Consider the following 18,163-nt stretch of genomic DNA (forward strand, 5'->3'; position numbering starts at 1 on the left):
GCTTTTCGTCCGCTACGCGAGCCACTCCTCACCTCCCGTATAGTGACAGGGAGAAGGGAACTGGTCGCAAGGCCGGCGCCCATTCTGCGACGTCGACAATTGGCGAAAGCCTTCGCGACAGCGTCTTTTTCCCCGTCACTATACGGGGAGAAATGTCCGGCAGGACAATGAGGGGCGGCGCAACGCTTGTCATTTGCATGGGCATCAGAAACATGCAGACATGGCGCCCGACGCGGGTGGGGCCGAGGGAATCATCATGGCGGTAGAGACAATGCAGCGGGCGTCCGGGCGCGGCATCTGGGGATGGATGTTCTTCGACTGGGCGGCGCAGCCGTTCTTCACGGTCGTCACCACCTTCATCTTCGGTCCGTATTTCGTCTCGCGCATGGCTGGCGATCCCAACACCGGCCAAGCGGTCTGGGGCTACGGGATCGCCGCGGCAGGGCTGGTCATCGCCGTTCTGTCACCGATCCTCGGTTCGATCGCCGACCAGACCGGGCCGCGCAAGCCGTGGATCGCTTTCTTCGCCGCGATCAAGATCACCAGTCTCGCTCTGCTCTGGTTTGCCGCACCCGGCTCGAACCTGTTCCTGGTCGTTGCGCTGTTTTCGCTGGCTTCGGTGGCGGCGGAATTCTCCACCGTGTTCAACGATTCGATGATGCCGCGGCTGGTGCCGAAGAGCGAGATCGGCCGCATCTCCAACACGGCCTGGGGGCTCGGCTATCTCGGCGGCATGATCGCGCTGATCTTCGTCGTCACCTGCCTCGCCGGCTCGCCCGAGACCGGCAAGACGATCATCGGCATCGACCCGCTGTTCGGCCTCGACCCGAAGCTTGGCGAGGATGCGCGCGCCACCGGGCCGCTGTCGGCCGGCTGGTATTTCCTGTTCATCCTGCCGATGTTCTTCTTCACGCCGGACGCCATCAAGGGCATTCCGATCGGGCCGGCGGTGCGCGAGGGCCTGTTGGAACTGAAATCCACGCTGGCCGAGGTGCGCAGGCGCGGCGGCATCTTCCGCTTCCTCGTCGCCCGCATGATCTACCAGGACGGCGTCAACGCGCTGCTGGCGCTCGGCGGCACGTTCGCGGCTGGCATGTTCCATTGGTCGATCACAGAGATCGGCATGTTCGGCATCATCCTCAATGTCGTCGCCATCTTCGGCTGTTGGATCGCGGCACGCCTCGACACCGCGCTCGGCTCCAAGGCCGTGGTGATGATCGCACTGGTCATGCTGTCGGTCGCCACCATCGGCGTCGTCTCGACCGGCCCAGGCTTCACGTTGCTCGGCCTGATCCAGCTGCCGACCACCGATTCGGGCGGGCTGTTCGGCACGGCGGCCGAAAAGGCCTACATCATGTATGGCCTGCTGATTGGCCTTGCCTTCGGCCCGGTGCAGGCGTCGTCACGCTCCTACATGGCGCGCAGCGTCACGGCGGCGGAATCCGGCCGCTATTTCGGCATCTATGCGCTGGCCGGGCGGGCGACCAGCTTCCTGGCGCCGTTCCTGGTGGCGACCATCACCGCGCTCAGCGATTCGGCGCGGCTCGGCATGGCCGTGATCATCCTGTTCCTCGGCATCGGCATGGCGATCCTGGTCAGGACGCCCTATCCGGCGGATCGGCCGGCGGAATAGCGCCTTACTCTCCCCTTGTGGGGAGGGTGGATCCGCGAAGCGGAGCGGGGTGGGGGTCAGCGCCATCACCCCACCCCGGCGCGCTCGCAAGCGAGCGCACCGACCCTCCCCATCAAGGGGAGGGTAAACGTGCTCAGTGCCGGAAATGCCTCACGGCCGTAAACACCATCGCGATGCCATGTTCATCGGCCGCCGCAATGACGTCCTTGTCGTTCATCGAGCCGCCCGGCTGGATGACGGCGGTGGCTCCGGCGGAGACCGCGGCAAGCAGGCCGTCGGCGAAGGGGAAGAAGGCATCGGAGGCGACGACCGAGCCCTTGGTCAGCGGTTCGGCCATACCGGCGGCCTCGGCCGCGTCCAGCGCCTTGCGGGCGGCGATGCGGGAGGAATCGACGCGGCTCATCTGGCCGGCGCCGATGCCGACCGTGGCGCCGTCTTTTGCATAGACGATGGCGTTCGACTTGACGTGCTTGGCGACGCGGAAGGCGAATTTGAGATCGGCCATCTCCGCTGGCGTCGGCGCGCGCTTCGTCACGACTTTCAGTTCGAGATCGTCGACCACGGCGTTGTCCCGGCTCTGGACGAGCAGGCCGCCGGCAACGGATTTGACGGTCGTGCCGGGCGAGCGCGGGTCGGGCAAGCCACCGGTGACCAGCAGGCGCAGGTTTTTCTTCGCGGCAACGATCGCCGCGGCCTCGTCCGTGGCATCGGGCGCGATGATCACCTCGGTGAAGGTCTTCACGATGTCCTGCGCCGCTTCGGCGTCGAGGGTGCGATTCATTGCGACGATGCCGCCGAAGGCCGAGACCGGATCGCACGCAAGCGCCTTGGCGTAGGCCGATTTCAGCGATGTGCCCTCGGCGACGCCGCACGGGTTGGCGTGCTTGATGATGGCGACCGCGGCGGAGCGGCTGGGATCGAACTCGCCGGCCAGTTCGAAGGCGGCGTCGGTGTCGTTGATGTTGTTGTAGGAGAGCTGCTTGCCCTGCAGCTGCCGCGTCGTGGCGACGCCAGGGCGCTTGTCGCCATTGACGTAGAAGCCGGCGCTCTGGTGCGGGTTTTCGCCGTAGCGCATCACTTCGGTCAGCCTGCCGCCGAAGGCGCGCCAGGTCGGGTGCTCGATCTCCAGCGCCTCGGCGAACCAGCTGGAAATCGCCGCGTCATAGCTGGCGGTGCGCGCAAAGGCCTTGGCCGCCAGCTTCTTGCGGAAATCCAGCGACAGCGAGCCGATGTTCATTTCCAGTGCGTTCAGCACCGAGGCGTAGTCGCCTGGATCGGTGACGATGGCGACATAGGCGTGGTTCTTGGCCGAGGCGCGGATCATCGCCGGGCCGCCAATGTCGATGTTCTCGACGATTGCTGCATAGTCGGCGCCGGAGCGGCGGACTTCCTCGAACGGATAGAGATTGGAGACGAGGAGGTCGATCGGCTCGATGCCGTATTTGCGCATCGCCGCCGCATGCTCGGGGTCGTCGCGCACGCCAAGCAGCGCGCCATGCACGGAAGGGTGCAAGGTCTTGACGCGGCCATCCATGATCTCGGGGAAGCCGGTGAGCTCGGAGACATCGCGCACCGCCAGGCCGGCCTCGGCGATCGCCTTGGCGGTGCCGCCGGTCGAGACCAGTTCGACGCCGGCCGCGGCCAATGCCGTGGCGAAGTCGATGAGGCCGGTCTTGTCGAACACCGAAAGCAAGGCACGGCGTACGGGAACGAGGTCCGGGGCGGGAATGTTCTTGGCGGCGACGGCCATGGGCTGGCGGCCTTTCACGGCTGGAGGGGCAAGCCCGCGCCGTAGCACATGACATCAGGAAATCAAGCGGCAAGCTTGGTGGTGGCCGGCACTCTCAGTTGTTTTCCGGATAGCCGGCAATGCTGGTGCGCGTCAGCTGCCAGTGGACTTCGGATACGTCGGAGGCCTTGAAGGCAAGCACGATCTGCCGGCTGCGGCGCGGGCCGCCGAGACCGGCGAAATAGATCGATTCCTCGACCTCCGGCACCACTTCGCCTGAGGTGAACACCCAGCTGTCGGCCTGGTCGGCGGTCAGCACCAGCCGGTCATGTTCGTCCTGCAGCAAGTTGATGTCGGGATGGACATGGAAGCGCACGGTGATGAAGTCGCGGCCATTGTTGCGGATCGCGGCATTGCCGGGCCGCTGGAACCGGTCCCTGCCGGCCAGGACATTGCCGTTCGACGACAGCTTAAGCTCGCGCTCGTGCAGGAAGCCGAAGCGCGCGACGTAGCCGTCATGGCGGGCGATGAAGCCCTGGATGCCCTTCTGGTCGATGCGCTTGCACTGCACCTGCTGCGGGCCGCCGATCAGCGGCGAGCCCAGCAGGCCGTTGACGCGCAGCGAATGGCTGAAGCGCGCCGACGAGGTGTCGTTGATGGTGGCGGTCGAGTGCGCGGCGGTGGCGCGCGCCAGCGGCCGGAACTCGGCGGCGCCATAGGTGTCGATGCCGGCATTGACGATGTAATGCTGGCGGCCGGACGACAGCTCGAAGGCAAGGCAGCCGGCGTGCGCCGCGTTGGACACGTCGACCGGCGGCGGCAGGCCGGTGTCGGCGATGACGGTGACCCCGCCCATCGACAGCCGCTCATAGCCCGAATGCGGCGCGTGCAGCAGCGGCGCGCCGGCGGTGTCGTCATGCCGCAATATGGTGGCGATGCGGTCATGGATGGTGGCGCCCATGCCGTTGAAACGGGCGAGGCTGCCATCCTGGTGGCGGAAGAAGCGCAGCGCCGGCAGCATGCGGTCGATGGCGCCGATCAGCGCCTGCGGCGGGGTTTCCGCCTGGTTGGCGTAGGTCTGGCGCAGCGGCAAAAGGTCGGCGAGGATTTCCAGCACCGACATCGGATTGCGTGAGATATGGCCGCCATCGGCGAGGATCTGGCGGTTGAGTTCCTCGGCGAGGTTGCGGGTGGCGCCGCGCAGCGCCGAAGCCGGCGCGGGCAGGGAAAGGGCGGCGAAGGCAAGTGCTATGCGGGCACGCAGCCGGTCCTTGCCGTCGGGCATCTCGCGCGCCATCGACCTGAGGTAGCGGATCTGGACGGCCAGCGACTTCAGGAAGGCACGGTAGAAGGGGAATTCGGCGCCCTGCAGCACGACGGAGGAATGCTGCAGCCAGGCGATGATGCGTTTGGCCGTCGTCCCGGGCTCCCAGGCGATACCGGCAATGTTGTTTCCGTGCATGGCGATCCAGTCGGACACCAGGGCACGCGCATTGGCGGCGGCAAGTTCGGTGCCGGCGGCGCGCATGTGGCGCAGCCAGCGAAAGCCATGCAGCGTCTTCTGCCAGCCGTGATTGGGCACGTTGATCTGGAAGGGCGACTTGCCGCCGGTCTCTACCAGGTGCCCCGACAGGGGATAGCGGCCGTAATAGATCTCCAGCGCGATCTGCGGGTCGGCCAGCCGCAAGTCCGGCGGTGCAATCAGCACGCGTTCGGGCGTGCGGCCGGAATAGCGCCAGCGATAGACCGGCCCGGCGCGCAAGCGCCGGCGCGTCTTGCGCCAGAACTCCTTCGCGACAAGCGTCCACAGACGCGTCGTGTTGCTGGCAGCCAGTGCCAAAAGCCCTCCTGGTCCGTCCTCTATCCCGGCGCAAGCTTATATGATTCAAGAACTTATGCGAAGGCGGATTTCTTCCAACCGACCCACTTCACGCGGCCATGGCCGGGATCGTCCCTAAAAAAGTCGTCTCTGCCGCGACTTATGTCCTCTTGCGGCGGCGGCGAAACTCGCTGGGCGAACGGTTTTCGCGGTCGTGAAAGATTGCTCTAAAGAGCGCGGCGCATGCGCGCAGCGAAGAAGCCGTCCAGCCCCGAGCGCTCCGGCGTGCCGAGATCAAGGTCGGCGGGCGTGGTGCGCAGCGTGCCTTGCGCCGTCAAGAAAGGGTCGATGCCGGCGACCTCGCCTTGCCGCAGCGGATCGTCGACTGCGGTTGTTTCGTTGAGAAAGGCACGATGCAAATCTTCGCCTTCGAGCGGGTCGAGCGAACAATTGGAAAAGACTATCCGGCCACCGGGCCTGACCAGCGTGACGGCGCGGGTGAGCAACCGCCTTTGGAGGTCGGCGAGCTTTTCGACATCGGCCGCCGTCTTGGTCCATGGCACGTCGGGATGCCGTCGCACCGTGCCCGTCGATGAGCAGGGCGCGTCGAGCAGCACCGCGTCGAACAGCTCCGCCGGCTCGTATTTGAGCAAGTCGGCCTGGACGATCTCGGCCGACAGGCCGAGGCGGTCGAGATTCTGCGCCAGCCGGGCCAGCCGGTTCTTCGATGTGTCGACCGCCGTGACCCTGGCACCGGCCAGGATCAGCTGGGCGGTCTTGCCGCCGGGCGCGGCGCAGAGGTCGGCGACACGCAATCCGCTGACATCGCCGAAGAGCCGCGCCGGCAGGCTGGCAGCCGCATCCTGAACCCACCAGGCACCTTCGGCGAAGCCGGGCAGGTCGGTGACGGCTCCGGCAAGATTTTCCACGCGCACCGTGCCGGTCGGCAGCACGATGCCGCCTAGCTTTTCGGCCCAGAGTGCGGGGTCGGCCCTGACCGAGAAGTCGACGGGCGCCTCGTAACGGTGCGCGGCGAGGATCTGCTTCGCCTTGTCGGCGCCATAGGTGGCCTTCAGCCGGTCGGAGAACCATTCTGGCGCTTCGTCGGTGGCGGCAAGGGCGGCGGGCAGTTCCGTCTCCTTGGCACGCGCCAGCGTGCGCAGCACGCCGTTGACCAGGCCGGAAAAGCGCTGGGTGCGCGGATCGGACTTGGCATGGGTGACCGCGAGGTCGACGGCGGCGCTGTCGGGAATGTCGAGGAACAGGATCTGTGCCGCCGCCACATGCAAGATGTGCGACAGCGCCGTGGCGTTGGGCGGCAGCGGCTTTTCCAGGCGTCGCGCCAGCAGCCCGACGATGGTCATGCGGAAGCGCAGCGCGGTGACCAGAATGGCCCGCACCAAGCCACGGTCGCGCAAATCGAGCGCCTTGTATTGCGGGTGGCCGTTCTCGTGGTCGGTCAGTCCGTCGAGCGGTGTCCTGGCGTCGATGACGGCGGCAAGCAGCCGCGCCGCCGCCTTGCGGGCGGCGAGACCGGCGACGAATTCGCCGCCGTCTCTATGGTCCTGATCGCGTGAGCCTGTGCGTCGAGGTGCTCCCACGCTCACGACCATCGGCCCTTGGGCCCGGTCGGGTTGCGCCCCCATGGGTTGGCCTTCGGCCTTTCCGGCTCCCCCGGCTGTTCCGCTTGAGGGGCCTGGCCCCACGGGCCGGACGGCTGCTGTTCTTCGGCGTGCCGAGGCGTAGGGCGCGGGGCGGCCTGGGTGCCGCCCGCCATCTGCCGCGCCATCTCCTGCAACGCGGCGATGCGGTTCTCAGTGCTGGGGTGGGTGGAGAACAGATTGTCCATACGCTCGCCGTGCAGAGGATTGATGATGAAGAGATGCGCCATCGCCGGATTGCGCTCCGCATCGGGGTTCGGAATGCGTTCGGCGCCGCGAGCGATCTTGTCAAGCGCCGATGCCAGCCACAGCGGGTGTCCACAGATTTCGGCGCCGCGCCGGTCGGCTTCGTATTCGCGAGTGCGGCTGACCGCCATCTGCACGATCATCGCGGCAAAAGGCGCCACGATCATCGCCGCCAGCACGCCGACAAAACCGAACGGGTTGTTGTTGTCGCGGTTGCCGCCGAGGAAGAAGGCGAAATTGCCGAGCATCGAGATGGCACCGGCAAAGGTGGCGACGATGGTCATGGTCAGCGTGTCGCGGTGCTGGACGTGCGCAAGCTCGTGCGCCATGACGGCCGCGACCTCTTCATGGGTCAGCCGCTGCAACAGTCCGGTGGAGGCGGCGACCGCCGCGTTCTGCGGGTTGCGGCCGGTGGCGAAGGCATTGGGCTGCGGATTGTCGATCAGATAGGTCCGGGGCATAGGCAGCCCGGCCTGCTTGGCCAGCGCCTGGACGATGGCGTAATATTCGGGCGCGTTCTTCTCGTCGACCTCGACGGCGCGGTTCATCGACAGCACCATCTTGTCGGCGTTCCAGTAACTGAACAGATTGGTGCCGGCGGCGATCAGCAGCGCGATCATCATGCCGCCCGAACCGCCGATCAGGAAGCCGACGCCCATGAACAGCGCCGTCATCGCGGCAAGAAGCATGGCGGTGCGAAGTGTGTTCATCGTCTGCTCCTGTCGTGGTGGTGGCAAAAAGGGGTCGATCGTTGCAGCGCCGCGCGTCCTTTCGGACGCGCAAAGGACGCTGTAAGGTTTTATTTGCGCATGATCCTTTCCGAAAATCGATTCCGATTTTCGGGGTCATGCGTGGGTTCATGGCTATATGATGGGAAACACCTGACGCTGTTTCAATCCGCGTGGAATATCGCATGACCGACGAAACCAGTAAAACGCCAGCCGGCACGGATGACGATGTGCCGGCAAGAGACCTGTCGCCCGCCGCGCGGCGCGCACTGGCCGAGGCGGAGGCACGGCGCACCGCGTATCGCGAGAAGGAAACCGGCCTGCCGAAAGAAATCGGCGGCCGGGGCGGCAAGGAACCTGGCCGTTATGGCGACTGGGAGGTCAAAGGCCTGACCAGCGATTTTTAGGGACTGCTCTCAAGCAGCGTCGCGCTGGGCCTCGAGCGCCAGCCAGCCGCGCTCGTCGATGGTGATGCCGACATTGTCATAGCCCACCATCGCGGCATGGGGCGTCGGCAGCGGATGCGAATGTGTGGCGCTGATCACCATGACTGCGGCTTGCGCGGCCTCGGCCGCCGCGATGCCGGCCGGAGCATCCTCGAACACCAGGCAGTCGCGCGCATCGAAGCCGAGCCGTTGTGCGCCAAGCCGGAAGCAGTCGGGGGCCGGCTTGCCACGGGAGACGTCTTCAGCCGCGACGATGACCGCGGGGACAGGAATGCCGGCAGCCTCCATGCGCGCTAGCGCGAGGGAGCGCGGCGCCGAGGTGACGATCGCCCAGCTTTCGCCAGGCAGCGCCTTGAGAAACGCCACGGCGCCGGCGATCGGGACAATGCCGTCGAGATCGGCCGCCTCGGCCTTCAGCAGCAGGTCGGCCTCATGCGCCGGGTCGACGCCTGGAAGGGCAAGGTTGGTGATGGTCTCGATCGCCCGCACGCCGTGGATCGTCGGCAGGAAGGCGGCGACGTCAAGGCCATGGCGACGCGCCCAATCGCTCCACACCCGTTCCGCCGAGGCGATGGAATTGATGAGCGTGCCGTCCATGTCGAAAAGGAAGGCCGCGAATTTTCTGCCAGCAAGCATGATTTTCCTTGAAGTCCGGGGGGCGTGTCGAGGGAGGGCGCAACCGTAACGTCAAGGCGCGGACATGGAAAGGCATGAGGGCGTATTTTGTGGCGGTCCAGGGAACCACAGCCACCTCGCGACGTTTCAACGGCATTCTTTTTCATGACGATCGAAGGGGACCTGCGATGCTGATCCGGCTCGGCTACGAAATCGCCATTGAATGCGCAGAGGCCACACCGGTGATTTCGCTGCTTGAGATCCACAAGGACAGGCAAGCCGACATCAAGCGGCAGACGCGGGTGCTGACATCGCCTTCGGTGCCGACCAAGCTCTACCATGACCTGCATGGCAATGGCTGCCGCCGCTTCACCGCACCAGCCGGCACCTTTCGCATCCTCTATGACGCAGTGATCGAAGACAGTGGCGAGACGGACGAGGTCAACACGCTGGCCCGGGAAGTGCCAGTGGCCGAATTGCCCGACGAGGTGCTCTTCTATCTCCTGGGCAGCCGCTATTGCGAGACCGATCACCTCAGCAGTCTCGCCTGGCAGCTGTTCGGCCATCTTCCCTCCGGCTGGGCGCGGGTGCAGGCGATCGTCGACTATGTCCACAACCGGCTGTCGTTCGGCTATGGCTATGCGCGTTCGACCCGCACGGCGGCGCAGGCGCATGAGGAGCGGGTTGGCGTCTGCCGCGACTTCGCCCATCTGGCGATCACGCTCTGCCGCTGCATGAACATTCCAGCGCGCTATGTGAACGGCTATCTCGGCGATATCGGCGTGCCGATCGATCCGGCGCCGATGGATTTCTCGGCCTGGATGGAAGTGTTCCTCGACGGCAAATGGTACACGTTCGATCCACGCCACAACCGGCCCAGGACCGGTCGTGTCGTCATCGCACGCGGCCGCGACGCCACCGACGTGCCCTTGCTGCACAGTTTTGGTCCACACCGGCTCAGCCTGTTCAAGGTGTGGACCTATGAGCAGGAAGGCAATCTGTTCAATCCGCCCCATCACGGTATCGACAGGACGGTCAGCGCACAAATGCTGGCCTAAGGCATGTTGATATTCAGGTGATGCCGGCCTGCAAATGGCTGATACCTGCGCTTCCGGTGCTCACGTACGAAAAGTACGCTCCGCTCCGGTTCTCGGCATCAACCGTTTTCGGCTCGGCCTGACCTGAATCTCAACGCACCTTGGTTCCGTTCGCGCCCCAACTTACTCAGCTATCTCGGGACAACTGCTCCTCTTCGGCACAGAAGGCCTGTGCCGCAACAGGACGTCGCGGAGCAGTCCGCGATTGCTTCGATTCCAGCATGGTAAGCAGTCCGTAAACGCGGATGAATCCGTGACTTTCCGTTTACCAGTCATTCACCTTCGGAGCAGCCGAAATTCAACAAAAACAATAGGTTGACGGGTCACAGCGCGTTTCCGGCGCTCGACCGGCGACTTCCGGCCGGAATCCTGCATTGCCATCATTGCGGCGACGAGGCCGAGGCAAGCGGAGGCTGTTGGATGCGAAATTACGGGGGTCTTGTTCACGCGGTCGGCGGGTTCGCCAGACACAGGGGTGGAAATTTCGCAATCCTGTTCAGCTTTGCTGCCTCGGTCTTGGTGCTAGCCGCCGGCTTCTCGGTCAACGTCGCGCAGCTCTATAATGCCAGATCGAGCCTGCAAGGCGTGGTCGACGCCGCGGTGACATCGACGGCGCGCGACCTGACGACCGGGGTCATCAAGGAGGCCGACGCCAACAAGGCGGTGCAGAACTTTCTCGTGGCCAACAGCATGGCCGGCATCCTGACGGCTGACCAAGTCGTGCTGGACAGGCTCACCGTCAACCCGACGGCCAGAACCGTGCAGGCGGATGTCCATGTCGATGTCAGCCTTTATTTTCCGCTGTTCGGCATCAGCGACATGCGGCGCGTCGGCGCTTCCACCACAGCACTCTATTCGGACAAGCAGGTCGAGGTCGCCATGATGCTCGACATCACGGGATCGATGGCGAAAAGAGGCAACGTCGACAAGATCGGCGATCTGAAAGCGGCGGCGAAAAACGCGGTCCAGACGATGCTCCAGAACCAGGACCCGAAGAACCCCCGCATCCGCGTCGCGATTGTGCCTTACGCATCTGGCGTGAACGTCGGCAATCTGGCGGAGAACGTCTACGCCGAGGGGCAGGCGAGTTCTGATCTGCCGCCGGTCGCCGGCAGTTCGCTTCTCGTCGCAAAGACGGGAAAGACGACGTTGCCGTCCTTCGGCGACTACAAATCCATTGTCGGCGCGGCAATGCCAAAGACCGACAATTGCGCGACGGAGAGGAAGGACAAGAACGGCAATGCGGATTTGAGTGATGACGGCCCGGACACGGTTCGCACCGACAAGACCGGCAAGAACTACTATGCCCTGGTCAACAGGGATGATCATCTGGGTGGCGGGAGCATGAACAGATGCCCAGACGCAGAAGTGATCCCGCTGACGGCCGATTCCGGCGCTTTGCTTGATTCGATTGGTGCCTTCCGGGCCGATGGTTATACGGCCGGCGCGATCGCCATCCAGTGGACCTATTATATGCTGTCACCGCAATGGCGGGCTGCGATCAAGAATGCCGGTCTCGGCAACGGCGCCTCGGATGCCAATGCGAAGAAGATTGCCAAAGTCGCGATCCTGATGACCGACGGCCAGTTCAATACGGCCTTCGCCGGAGCCGGGGGGAACTACAATGGCCAGGGCAACCTTGCACGTGGCAACGCCGAAGCCCTGTGTGGCAACATGAAGAATGATGGCATCGAGATTTTCGCGATCGGCTTCGATCTGAATGACAAGGACATGTCACCAACCGAGCGGGACCAGGCAAAGGCGGTGCTGAAGGGCTGTTCGTCGAAAGACGCCTCCGCCGCGGACAGGCATTATTTTGAGGTGTCCACCGGAGTGGAATTGGACGCCGCCTTCCAGGAAATCATCCGCAATACCGAAAAGGTCGCACTGACCCAGTAATCCGCAAAAGGAAAAGGCCGCCGCTTCTTTCGAAGCCGGCGGCCTTCCGTGTTTCCGTCCATGGCGCGGCCTGTGGCGACAACCCTTCGGGTTACCTGCCGCGCATCTCGCGCCTTAACGGGAAGACTGCTTCCCGAAAGTGCAATCCGCTGAGGCCACGTTCTGGAAAACGAAATCACTCGACATCGGATCACCTCCTTTCGATTTGTTGAACACATCCTCATGATGGGGTGCGTCGCAGCAGATGACAAGATGGCGGGCTGAAAAAGGCGTCCCGCCGGAAAATGCGGCGCAGTCGGGCCAGCGTGCTTCGGCTTGCGATCCGCAGCCCAAACAGACAACATGGCGTTATCGGTCACGGGAGGGACCATGGACGCCACCGAGAGAGCCGCGCGCATCGTTCGAACCGTGATCGGGGCGCTGAAGCCGGGTTTTGCCGTCAGGCTGTGGACCGGGGAACGGATCGGCCCAGCCGGCGGCCCGGTGCTTGCCATCAACGACCAGGACATCGTGTGGCAACTGGCCCGCCGGCCGAATTTCTCGACGCTGCTCGAAATGTGGATTTCCAAGACGATCGATGTCGAGGACGGCTCGCTGTTCGATCTCTATGCCCTGCCGTCACAGGGCAAGCTGAGGCTGAAGGCGCTGCCCAAACTGGCGATCCTGCGCGACCTGCCGGCCGTACTGTTTTCGCGGCGGCAGATGACGAAACGGGCCGATCTTGCCGGGCGCAACCCTTTCGTCAGCGGCTCGAACAAGCAGGCGATCGAGCATCACTACGACATTTCGAACGCCTTCTATCGGCTCTTCCTCGACGAGCGCATGGTCTACACCTGCGCCTATTTCACCGATTTCACCAACGGCATCGACCAGGCGCAGAAGGACAAGCTCGACCATATCTGCCGCAAGCTCAGGCTGAAGCCGGGCGACCGGCTGCTCGATATCGGCTGCGGCTGGGGCGCGATGCTGATCCACGCCGCCAAGCACTATGGCGCCATCGGCCATGGCGTGTCGCTGTCGGAGGAACAGACCCGGCTGGCGCGCGAGCGCATTCGTGCCGAGGGGCTGGAGGACAGGATCACCATCGACATCAAATCCTACACCGAGCTCGACGGCAGCTATGACAAGATCTCGTCGATCGGCATGTTCGAGGCGGTCGGCCTCGCCAACCACGCCACCTATTTCTCGACCGTCCACCGGCTCTTGAAGCCGGGCGGCATCTACCTGCACCATGCCATCACGAGGCGCGGCAAGGGCGGCACGCGCAAGACCTTGCGCAAGGGCGCCGAATACAAAGCGCTGATCAAATACATCTTCCCCGGCGGCGAGGTCGACACGATCGGCATGACACTCGGCAATCTCGAGGCGCACGGGTTCCTCGTCGCCGACGTCGAGAATTTGCGCGAGCACTATGCCCGCACCTGCAGGCTGTGGGCCGAGCGCCTGCACGCGCGTTTCGATGAGGCGATCGCCGAGGTCGGCGAGCCCAAGGCACGGCTGTGGCTGCTTTATCTGACCGGCTGTTCGATCACCTTCGATCGCGGCTCGGCGCAGATTTTCCAGACAGTCGTCACCAAGCGAGCGCGGGGGCCAAGCGGCCTGCCGCCGACGCGAGCGGATCTTTATCGGTAGCTACAGAAAACGCATCGCGTCGCCGACCTTGATACCGGCCGGCCGATCCACCGTGCAGTAGACGCCGAGATTGTGCGCGTTGTGGCGGACCAGATTGCGCAGGATCGCCGGGTCGTCATCGAAGCCGTCCTGGGCGATGATGGTGAAACCGCAGCGGCGGCAAGGCTCCGAGATGGTCACTAGCAATTCGCCGATGGCGAGCTTGCGGCCGATCCATTCCGTTTCGGGAAACGAGCCATCGACCGCCGCCATATCGACGACGATGTTGGGGCGGAAGCGGCGCGGGTCGGCGGCGCCATCCGGATGCAGCGCCGTCAGCCGCGCCAGCGACGCCGTGGTCAGGAGGTGGATCGGCGCCTTGCTGTAGCGGGCGGCGGTGACCGGACCGGCATAGGCAGGCGGGGCATTCTCCCGGCCGAACGGCCGGATCGAGGCGGCGAAGCCGAGATAGGCCGATACTGCGCGGTCGCATTCGACCCCGGGGGCGCTCAGCCAGTCGCCGTCAGGGACGGCGATCTCAAGGTTGCGATCATTGGCCAGCCGGGTGCGGATTCGCGGCACCTTGTGCCATTTCGCCTCGCGGTCGGGCCTGGCGATCTCATTGTCCGAGACACCGACGAGGCCGAACATGCGGTCGCCTGCCATGCCCGCCGGTTCGACCAGAATGGCGTCCTGGCGCTCGCCGGCGAGCGAGCTTGCCGGATAGCGCCAGAGCTGCGCGACAGTGCCGATATCATTCATTGCGTTGGTCTCTCGTTCGCCGGGCTTCCCGCGACCTTCGACCAGTCGTTTTCAGCCCTTCTTGTTCTGCCGGTTGGCGATGAGATCGTCAACGACGGCCGGATCGGCGAGCGTCGAGGTGTCGCCAAGGGTGGCAAAATCGTCCTCGGCGATCTTGCGCAGGATGCGGCGCATGATCTTGCCGGAACGCGTCTTGGGCAGGCCGGGGGCGAACTGGATCTTGTCGGGCGAAGCGATGGCGCCGATCTCCTTGCGGACATGAGCGATGAGCTCCTTGCGCAACTCCTCGGTCGGCCCCACCCCCTTCATCAAGGTGACATAGCTGTAGATACCCTGGCCCTTGATGTCGTGGGGATAGCCGACGACGGCGGCCTCCGACACCTTGTCATGGCTGACCAGCGCCGATTCGACCTCGGCCGTGCCCATGCGGTGGCCGGAGACGTTGATGACGTCGTCGACGCGACCGGTGATCCAGTAGTAGCCGTCGGCGTCGCGGCGGCAGCCGTCACCGGTGAAGTACTTGCCCTTGTAGGTGGAGAAATAGGTCTGCACGAAGCGGTCATGGTCTCCATAGACGGTGCGCATCTGGCCCGGCCAGGAATCGGTGATGCAGAGATTGCCGTCGGCGGCTCCTTCCAGCACCTTGCCTTCTCCGTCGACCAGCTGCGGCTTGACGCCGAAGAAGGGCCGCGTCGCGGAGCCTGCCTTGAGGTCGGTGGCGCCCGGCAGCGGCGTGATCAGGATGCCGCCGGTCTCGGTCTGCCACCAGGTGTCGACGATCGGCACCTTGCCGTTGCCGACGACGTTGAAATACCACTCCCAGGCTTCCGGGTTGATCGGCTCGCCGACCGATCCGAGCACGCGCAGCGATTTGCGCGAGGTCTTCGTCACCGGGTCGTTGCCGGCGCCCATCAGCGCGCGCAGCGCGGTCGGGGCGGTGTAGAAGATGTTGACCTTGTGCTTGTCGATGACTTCCCAGAAACGCGACTGCGACGGGTAGTTGGGCACGCCCTCGAACATCAGCGTGGTGGCGCCGTTGGCGAGCGGGCCATAGACGATGTAGCTGTGGCCGGTGACCCAGCCGACATCGGCGGTGCACCAGTAGATATCGCCGTCATGGTAGTCGAAGACATATTGGTGGGTCATCGACGCATAGACGAGATAGCCGGCGGTGGTGTGCAGCACGCCCTTCGGCTTGCCGGTCGAGCCTGAGGTGTAAAGGATGAACAGCGGGTCTTCCGCCTTCATCTTCTCGGGCTTGCACTCGGCTTTCACCGTCGCGACCTCGTCGTGATACCAGAGGTCGCGGCCTGGCGCCCAGCCGATCTTGCCGCCGGTGCGGCGCACGACGAGGACGTTCTTCACCATGACGAAGTTCTTCGCGGCGATGTCGATCGCCTTGTCGGTGTTCTCCTTCAGCGGAATCGACTTGCCGCCGCGCAGGCCTTCATCCGACGTAATGACGAAGGTCGATTCGCAGTCGACGATGCGGCCGGCCAGCGCATCGGGCGAGAAGCCCCCGAAGACGATCGAATGGATGGCGCCGATACGCGTGCAGGCCAGCATCGCATAGGCGGCTTCCGGGATCATCGGCATGTAGATGGTGACGCGGTCGCCCTTCTTGACGCCGTGCTTCTTCATCACATTGGCGAGCCGGCAGACATGCTCGTAGAGCTCGTTATAGGTGATCTTCTTGTCGTCGTAGGGGTTGTCGCCTTCCCAGATGATGGCGGTCTGGTCGCCGCGCTTCTTCAGATGGCGGTCGATGCAGTTGTAGGAAACATTGGTCAGCCCGTCCTCGAACCATTTGATCGAGACCTTGCCGTCGAAGGAGGTGTTCTTGACCTTGCTGAACGGCTTGAACCAGTCGATGCGCTTGCCGTGCTTGCCCCAGAACTTGTCCGGGTTCTTGATGCTGTCGGCATACCATTTCAGGTAAGTGTCGTTGTCGATCAGCGCATTCTTCTTCCACGTCGGCTGGACGCGATGGACATGAACCTCGGACATTCCTGACTTTCCTCCCAAACCATACGCCGGCTTGAACCGCCGGCGGGATCGCGGCGAAGCGGCCGCGAATTCGGCGGCATTATTACCAGTTCCGGCCTTACGGCAATATTAGACGTTGGGTTTGCGTGGCGGGATGCCGCAGGGGCACGGGCTCGCGTTGTCAGCACTCAGGTTGGCTCGCTGCTAACTGTATGTTTTCGCGTCGAAAAGCCTGTTTCGATCAGGAAAAATCAATAGACAGTTAAGCAACGGCGCGCACAATCTGACGTTGGGAGGAAAGGAGATTCAACCAAGGGACCGCCAAGGGGGCAGCAATGCGCGACCATGCCGAAATGGACCTGATGCTCAAAGGCTATGGCCTGACCACGGCCAAGATTCTTTATCATTTCCCCGATCATCCGCATCTCCTGCAGAGCTTCATCTGGCAGGACTACGACATCGCTCCGACGTTTCCGGTGCTGATCAAATTCATCGAATTCTGGAAGGCCAAGCTGGATGGACCGCTGCACTCGGTTGTCTACACCCACCAGAAGCTGATCGCGCCGAATGAATGGCGCAAGGTGGATGGCGAGTTCGTACTGCATTAAGGCGCAGAAGTGTTGACGGAGTGCTTGCGTGATGTATCGCATGCGTTGGTGGTTAGCGGAAATGCGCCCATCGTTTCGTCATCCTCGGGCCTGACCCGAGGATCCATGCAGTGACCTTTGCCGTGGAGTGCAACGGAGCAGAATTCTGCACCGTTGCAACGCCTTGAAGTCGCGGCATGGATACTAGGGTCTCCGCGACGGAGCTGCGCTCCTGCTTCGCCCTAGGATGACGAACCTCCGAGACCGTGGCCAACTACCAGCGCTTGCGCTGACTCAGCCGGCGCTCAAACGGCCGGCGGGTTCAGCCTGGCGAAACCTTCCTGGCGGCGATAGGGGAAATACGGGTAGGGCGCAGTCACTTCGCTTGCGGCGTCGAGTTTCTTCACCTGCTCCGGCGTCAGCGACCAACCGACGGCGCCCAGGTTCTGGCGCAGTTGCTCCTCGTTGCGGGCGCCGATGATGACGGAGGAAACGGTCGGGCGCTGCAACAGCCAGTTGATGGCGATCTGCGGCACGGTCCTCCCGGTTTCCTGCGCCACCGCGTCCAGCGCATCCATCACCCGGTAGAGATGTTCGTCCTCGACCGGCGGGCCAAAGCCTGCGGTGTCATGCAGCCGGCTCTTTTCCGGCAGAGGCTGGCCGCGGCGGATCTTGCCGGTCAGGCGGCCCCAGCCGAGCGGGCTCCACACCAGCGCGCCGACGCCCTGGTCGAGGCCGAGCGGCATCAGTTCCCACTCATAGTCGCGGCCGACCAGCGAATAGTAGACCTGGTGCGCGACATAGCGCGGATAACCGTGCTTATCGGCCTCCGCCAGCGACTTCATCACTTGCCAGCCGGAGAAGTTGGAGACGCCGACATAGCGCAGCTTGCCGGCGCGCACGAGCTCGTCCAGCGTCGACAGCACCTCCTCGATCGGCGTGCCGGCGTCGAAGGCATGCAGTTGCAACAGGTCGATGTAGTCGGTGCCGAGGCGCTTCAGCGCGGCGTCCACGGATTTGATCAGGCGCGAACGCGAGGAGCCGTAATCGGCCGGCCCGTCGCCCATCGGCAAGGACGTCTTGGTCGAGATCAGCACGGCATCGCGCCGGCCCTTGATGGCTTCGCCGAGCACCTCTTCGGAGGCGCCGTTCGAATAGACGTCGGCGGTGTCGAACAGATTGACGCCGGCCTCGAGGCAGATGTCGACCAGCCGCCGCGCTTCCTTGGCGTCGCTGTTGCCCCAGGCGCCGAACAGCGGGCCGGAGCCGCCAAAGGTTCCCGCGCCGAAGGAGAGTGCGGGCACTTTCAGGCCCGACGCGCCGAGACGTCGATAGTCCATGATT

At 64.2% G+C, this 18,163-nt stretch carries 14 protein-coding genes; 6 read left to right on the forward strand and 8 right to left on the reverse strand.

Annotation, left to right across the window (positions count from 1 at the left end; all coding sequences use genetic code 11):
* The first annotated feature begins 256 nt into the window (after window positions 1-256).
* The gene (locus D3242_RS08925; protein ID WP_027047513.1) at window positions 257-1,633 is read left to right on the forward strand and encodes an MFS transporter; all 1,377 of its coding nucleotides are present in this window, start codon (window positions 257-259) and stop codon (window positions 1,631-1,633) included.
* A 133-nt stretch (window positions 1,634-1,766) separates the two neighbouring features.
* On the opposite strand, the gene purH is transcribed toward D3242_RS08925, so the two are convergent.
* From purH to htpX, 4 genes are all read right to left on the reverse strand, one after another.
* Window positions 1,767-3,383, reverse strand: coding sequence for a bifunctional phosphoribosylaminoimidazolecarboxamide formyltransferase/IMP cyclohydrolase (purH, locus tag D3242_RS08930; RefSeq protein WP_064981343.1), 1,617 nt, complete (start codon window positions 3,381-3,383; stop codon window positions 1,767-1,769).
* 94 nt (window positions 3,384-3,477) lie between these two features.
* Window positions 3,478-5,202, reverse strand: coding sequence for a heparinase II/III family protein (locus tag D3242_RS08935; protein WP_019861872.1), 1,725 nt, complete (start codon window positions 5,200-5,202; stop codon window positions 3,478-3,480).
* 206 nt (window positions 5,203-5,408) lie between these two features.
* On the reverse strand, window positions 5,409-6,794 hold the full coding sequence (locus D3242_RS08940; protein ID WP_064981342.1) for an RsmB/NOP family class I SAM-dependent RNA methyltransferase: 1,386 nt from the start codon (window positions 6,792-6,794) through the stop codon (window positions 5,409-5,411).
* Window positions 6,785-7,798, reverse strand: a complete 1,014-nt coding sequence (gene htpX, locus D3242_RS08945; RefSeq protein WP_064981340.1) for a zinc metalloprotease HtpX — start codon at window positions 7,796-7,798, stop codon at window positions 6,785-6,787. Before htpX ends, D3242_RS08940 begins: the two co-directional genes overlap by 10 nt.
* A 203-nt stretch (window positions 7,799-8,001) precedes the next feature.
* On the opposite strand from htpX, the gene D3242_RS08950 reads away from it, so the two are divergent.
* Window positions 8,002-8,223, forward strand: a complete 222-nt coding sequence (locus D3242_RS08950; RefSeq protein WP_064981736.1) for a DUF1674 domain-containing protein — start codon at window positions 8,002-8,004, stop codon at window positions 8,221-8,223.
* 9 nt (window positions 8,224-8,232) lie between these two features.
* Here the strand turns inward: D3242_RS08950 and D3242_RS08955 are convergent, their stop codons facing one another.
* Window positions 8,233-8,898 carry an HAD-IA family hydrolase gene (locus D3242_RS08955; RefSeq protein WP_064981338.1) on the reverse strand — a complete coding sequence of 222 codons (666 nt, stop codon included), beginning with the start codon at window positions 8,896-8,898 and terminating at the stop codon, window positions 8,233-8,235.
* Window positions 8,899-9,065: 167 nt separating this feature from the next.
* Here D3242_RS08955 and D3242_RS08960 point away from each other — a divergent pair, with 167 nt between their 5' ends.
* The 3 genes from D3242_RS08960 (at window position 9,066) to D3242_RS08970 (ending at window position 13,505) form a co-directional block, all read left to right on the forward strand.
* Entirely contained in the window at window positions 9,066-9,935 is an 870-nt protein-coding gene (locus D3242_RS08960) for a transglutaminase-like domain-containing protein (protein WP_019861867.1), read from the forward strand.
* 459 nt (window positions 9,936-10,394) lie between these two features.
* A complete protein-coding gene (locus D3242_RS08965; protein ID WP_064981734.1) occupies window positions 10,395-11,873 on the forward strand; it encodes a pilus assembly protein TadG-related protein in 1,479 nt (492 codons plus the stop codon).
* 369 nt (window positions 11,874-12,242) lie between these two features.
* Window positions 12,243-13,505, forward strand: coding sequence for an SAM-dependent methyltransferase (locus tag D3242_RS08970; RefSeq protein WP_064981336.1), 1,263 nt, complete (start codon window positions 12,243-12,245; stop codon window positions 13,503-13,505).
* On the opposite strand, the gene D3242_RS08975 is transcribed toward D3242_RS08970, so the two are convergent.
* On the reverse strand, window positions 13,506-14,246 hold the full coding sequence (locus D3242_RS08975; protein ID WP_064981334.1) for an MOSC domain-containing protein: 741 nt from the start codon (window positions 14,244-14,246) through the stop codon (window positions 13,506-13,508).
* Window positions 14,247-14,297: 51 nt separating this feature from the next.
* Window positions 14,298-16,253, reverse strand: a complete 1,956-nt coding sequence (gene acs / locus D3242_RS08980) for an acetate--CoA ligase (protein ID WP_064981332.1) — start codon at window positions 16,251-16,253, stop codon at window positions 14,298-14,300.
* Window positions 16,254-16,567: 314 nt separating this feature from the next.
* On the opposite strand from acs, the gene D3242_RS08985 reads away from it, so the two are divergent.
* Complete coding sequence (locus D3242_RS08985; protein WP_019861862.1) at window positions 16,568-16,840, forward strand: usg protein; 273 nt, start codon at window positions 16,568-16,570, stop codon at window positions 16,838-16,840.
* A gap of 284 nt (window positions 16,841-17,124) precedes the next feature.
* Here D3242_RS08985 and D3242_RS08990 read toward each other — a convergent pair whose 3' ends face one another.
* Window positions 17,125-18,159, reverse strand: a complete 1,035-nt coding sequence (locus D3242_RS08990) for an aldo/keto reductase (RefSeq protein ID WP_064981331.1) — start codon at window positions 18,157-18,159, stop codon at window positions 17,125-17,127.
* Window positions 18,160-18,163: the final 4 nt, after the last annotated feature.

It is taken from the genome of Mesorhizobium jarvisii (assembly GCF_003601985.1).
GTDB lineage: Bacteria > Pseudomonadota > Alphaproteobacteria > Rhizobiales > Rhizobiaceae > Mesorhizobium > Mesorhizobium jarvisii.